The organism is Aquiflexum sp. (assembly GCF_041749095.1).
Taxonomy (GTDB): Bacteria; Bacteroidota; Bacteroidia; order Cytophagales; family Cyclobacteriaceae; genus Aquiflexum.
Window position 1 is genome coordinate 1 of record NZ_JBGTCA010000425.1, and the last position, 3,049, is coordinate 3,049.

At 35.4% G+C, this 3,049-nt stretch carries 3 protein-coding genes and 1 pseudogene; 1 reads left to right on the top strand and 3 read right to left on the bottom strand.

The annotated features are described in order from the left end of the window. The 3 genes and pseudogenes from ACEW8O_RS19295 to ACEW8O_RS19305 form a co-directional block, all read right to left on the bottom strand. A pseudogene (locus tag ACEW8O_RS19295) lies at nucleotides 1-723 on the bottom strand (hypothetical protein); the annotation flags it as partial. A gap of 48 nt (nucleotides 724-771) precedes the next feature. Continuing rightward, nucleotides 772-1,443 (bottom strand): DUF1080 domain-containing protein, encoded by a 672-nt coding sequence (locus tag ACEW8O_RS19300; protein WP_373496263.1) that lies wholly within the window; start codon nucleotides 1,441-1,443, stop codon nucleotides 772-774. 147 nt (nucleotides 1,444-1,590) lie between these two features. Beyond that, nucleotides 1,591-2,319 carry a lysophospholipid acyltransferase family protein gene (locus ACEW8O_RS19305; protein WP_373496264.1) on the bottom strand — a complete coding sequence of 243 codons (729 nt, stop codon included), beginning with the start codon at nucleotides 2,317-2,319 and terminating at the stop codon, nucleotides 1,591-1,593. A 470-nt stretch (nucleotides 2,320-2,789) separates the two neighbouring features. On the opposite strand from ACEW8O_RS19305, the gene ACEW8O_RS19310 reads away from it, so the two are divergent. After that, a partial coding sequence (locus ACEW8O_RS19310) for a S1 RNA-binding domain-containing protein (RefSeq protein WP_373496265.1) occupies nucleotides 2,790-3,049 on the top strand: 260 nt, incomplete at its 3' end.

A 3,049-nucleotide genomic window follows, 5' to 3' on the forward strand; every position in this document is an offset into this window, starting at 1 on the left:
TAATTTTAAATCACTTTGTAAGGCTGTAACTTCTCCTTTATTTAATGCCCCATGACTGAAATGAATCCAATTCCCTGGAGCCCTGATTAGGGTATGGGCCATGGTATGGGTATCAGTAAAGCCAAAACCCGTAAAATAGGGAATTCTTTTATCAGCCTTCCCATCATTATTTGAGTCTTGAAGCAGGAAAAGTTCCGAGCCTTGTGCAACAAATGCCCCGTTTTTATATGGAAGAATACTTTGAGGTATTGTCAGGCCATCAGCCCAAACATTAATGTTTAAAGGGGAGTCATCAAAAAGATTGGAAAGAATTAAGATTTTATCATCTCCTTTAGTTTCGCCTTTATAAAGTTTTGATATTCTTTTAAACTCAGGATGGTTTTTTTGGGCATCAGAGTCATTCATAAGATTTAATAAATCTTGCCATTTGATATCCGAAATCGGATCTAAGGGATACATGGTAGCTGTTTGGGTCCACAATCTTCCAGATTCATCAAAAGTCAAATCTATAGGGTTAATTATCCCATCCCTTTCACTTGCAACTAATTCAATTATAAATCCTTCAGGTAGTTTAAAACTCTTCAGCTGTTGTTCAGGAGTCAGTGCGCCATCTTCCTGAGATGTGTTAATTGTTTGATTTTGCGAAGGTGAGGTACAATAAAAAAATAAAGAAAATGATATTGAAAAAATTGATGCAAGCAATTTGATTCTATCTGGTTTCATTTTTTTTCAAATAATCTACAATGATTATAATTATTTTTTTTGACAGTTTCAATTCTCTTTTAGATAAGTAATAGTCAAATCCCGAAATTCAATTTTTGCATTTCCTCCACTATGTAACTGAATTCCAATCAAGCCTTTTTTTGGAATTTCAGGATTTTTCTCTTCATATTCAGCAGTCTTTACTCCATTAATAAATATTTCATGGAAGTCCCCTTTACACCTAATCGTGTAACTATTCCATCCACTCTCTGACAGAATATGCTTTAAAGTTTCTAAACCACCCCCCACTAGTTTTCCTCGCCTGTGTTCATCATAAATATCTCCCCAATATCCAGTCCCAATATCTGCTTGATATCCAACCATATTATTGTTAATTATATTTGATCGGTATTGTATTCCACTATTAATTAAACCTGTGCTGGCATCTCCGGTCAGTCTGAAAAGACACCTAAATTCAAAATCACCGTAAATATCTTCTGTATATAAGTAATTGTTTTCCTCTATTTTCTTAATACCATCTCCACCAACAATAACACCTTTTTCAATTTTCCAAAGATTTCTACTATTTGAAGGATGTACGTTCCAACCATCCAATGATTTATTGTTGAAAATGGAAGTAGTATTTTTAAAGTGTTGTCCCGAAGCGTTTAAGAAGCTAAATGTGAATACTATGGTAAAGACTAATGTCATTCTGTAACGAAGCTTTTTTATGGAGTTCATCATTTTGTTATTTTGAGTTTTTTAAGATACAGTAAAATTTACAGATAAACTTTCTCAGAACTACCTTAATTTCATCAATTCTTGATACTGATTTTTGCTTTCTATAATTTATTGAAATGGGAATTTTTTTTTTAAATAATTCACGGCTTACTCATGCGTCAAAATCATAGCCTCCAACCTATTAAAACATTTATCAGCCAACCTAATGTGTCCTTCTTCACCGGAATAGGTAGTGGTTTCAATGGCTGAGGAAAAATAAATATCGATAACCCCTGGTCTCATTAATATAGATCCTCTTTTCATAACCCGGTCAGCACCGATGACGGCCATGGGCATGATGGGGATGCCGGTTTCGGACGCAATCCTGAAAGCACCTTTTTGAAAAGGCAATAGGGCCTGACCGGAATTGTTCCTGGTTCCTTCAGGTGCCACCACTATCGAAATACCTTTTTCTAATATCTTTAATAGTTTTTCTACAGACTCTTTTCTTGAATCAGCATCTTTTCTATCCACCCAAACAGCCACTCGAGAAACTATAAATCCAAAAACAGGGATTTTGGAAAGTTCTTTTTTGCCTATTGCCCTGACCTCTTGGTGGATGGCCATGGGAATGACCGGCGCATCTATAAATGAGCGGTGATTGAAGATATAGATGTAAGGCTGATTTGGATCGATGTGTTCCCTGCCATGAACTTGATACCTAATTCCCACCAAAAAAGACCAAACAGAAGACCATAACCGGATAAATACAAAAGAGATTTTTCCTCCCCTAGAACTTAACAAAAGGGGAATAACAATGAACAATCCGAAAATCAGCATCAATATAATAAATAGCAAAGCTGCATACAGCGTATAAATCCACTGGAAGATTTTCATAATCTGAATAATTGATTAATTTTGGGCATTCTTAAATCAATTTACTAACTCTCTGTTTGCAAACAACCCCTGAAAGTAATTTCAGGGGTTTCGTTTTTCTACAATATTATTGACTTCATTCAAGGATTAAAAGATAAATGAATAAGTAAATAGGCAGTGATGCATGTAAACTGATTGTTCAATATAATTAGAAAGAGGCTTAAATATCCTATACACGGACTTCGGTCTTCGTCCAGATAGCTATCGGGATTCCGTCCTCTTCAAAAATATCGGATTATTGGCAAAGAAGGGGATAACTATTAAAAGGTATTTTTCAATCTAAACATTTTACAATTCCTAAAAAACCTTACCTTTGCAGTCCGTTCGGGTGAACGGGGTCTCAGGGACGGATTCTCAGGGATTTTATCTAACACTAAAAACCTCAACCCACATGATCCTAGGGTTGTTGATAAACAGGGTCAATATATAATATGTCTAATCAAAAAGAATTTAACTGGGACGATTTTGACACCAAAGGTTTTGGTGAGGGCTATTCTAAAGAAAAAAGAGCCGAAATGGAAGCTCTTTACGAAGGCACTTTGAATGAAATCACAGAAAAAGAAGTCATCAAAGGTACTGTAGTAGGTATCAATGACAAAGATGTGATCATCAATATCGGTTTCAAATCTGACGGTTTGGTGCCAGTATCAGAATTCCGTGATCTTCCTGATCTTAAAATCGGTGATGAAGT